Raw genomic sequence first — 1,086 nt, forward strand, 5'->3', positions numbered from 1 at the left:
TCATCGCCCTGTTCAAGGACACGAGTCTGGTGCTGATCATCGGGCTGTTCGACCTGCTCGCCATCGTGCAGGCCGCCACCAACGACCCGAACTGGATCGGCTACGCCACCGAGGGCTATGTGTTCGTGGCGTTCGTGTTCTGGATCTTCTGCTTCAGCATGTCGCGCTACAGCCAGCACCTTGAGAAACGTCTGCAAACCGGCCACGGCAACCGCTGAGCCACCGGCAACCGAATAGGAGAATAAGACTATGACCGATACAGCCAAGGCGCCGGATGATCAGCTGATGATCGAGCTGCGCAACATGAACAAGTGGTACGGCGAGTTCCACGTACTGAAGAACATCAACCTGCAGGTGAAGCGGGGCGAGCGCATCGTCATCTGCGGCCCGTCGGGCTCGGGCAAATCCACCATGATCCGCTGCATCAACCGGCTCGAGGAGCACCAGAGCGGGGATATCATCGTCAACGGCGTGCCGTTGACGCAGGATGTGAAGAAGATCGAAGCGATCCGCAAGGATGTGGGCATGGTGTTCCAGCACTTCAACCTGTTCCCGCACCTGACGGTGCTGGAGAACTGCGTACTGGCCCCGATCTGGGTGAAGAAGGTGCCGCGCAAGGAAGCCGAAGCCACGGCGATGAAATACCTCGAGCGCGTGAAGATCCCGGAGCAGGCGAAGAAGTACCCCGGCCAGCTCTCCGGCGGTCAGCAGCAGCGTGTGGCGATCGCCCGTTCGCTGTGCATGAACCCGGATGTGATGCTGTTCGACGAGCCGACCTCGGCCCTGGACCCGGAGATGATCAAGGAGGTGCTCGACGTCATGATCGAGCTGGCCCAGGAGGGGATGACCATGCTCTGCGTGACCCACGAGATGGGCTTTGCCAAGACCGTGGCGGATCGGGTGATCTTCATGGACGGTGGCCAGATCATCGAGGAGAACCCGCCGCACGAGTTCTTCAACAACCCGCAGCATGAGCGGACACAGCTGTTCCTCAGCCAGATCCTCAATCACTGATCCCACCGGCAAGCGCCTGCCTTGTGCAGGCGCTTGCTCCATCTATCAGCTGTCAACCTCCAACCGTGCTTC

General features: G+C 60.2%; 1 protein-coding gene and 1 pseudogene. Both read left to right on the plus strand.

Annotated elements, in window-relative coordinates; all coding sequences use genetic code 11:
* Positions 1 to 218: pseudogene (locus ADIMK_RS04590) on the plus strand (amino acid ABC transporter permease); the annotation flags it as partial.
* A gap of 67 nt (positions 219 to 285) precedes the next feature.
* Positions 286 to 1,014: an amino acid ABC transporter ATP-binding protein gene (locus ADIMK_RS04595; RefSeq protein ID WP_197027480.1), complete on the plus strand. Its 729-nt coding sequence runs from the start codon at positions 286 to 288 to the stop codon at positions 1,012 to 1,014.
* Positions 1,015 to 1,086: the final 72 nt, after the last annotated feature.

The organism is Marinobacterium lacunae (assembly GCF_000705555.1).
Lineage (GTDB): Bacteria > Pseudomonadota > Gammaproteobacteria > Pseudomonadales > Balneatricaceae > Marinobacterium_D > Marinobacterium_D lacunae.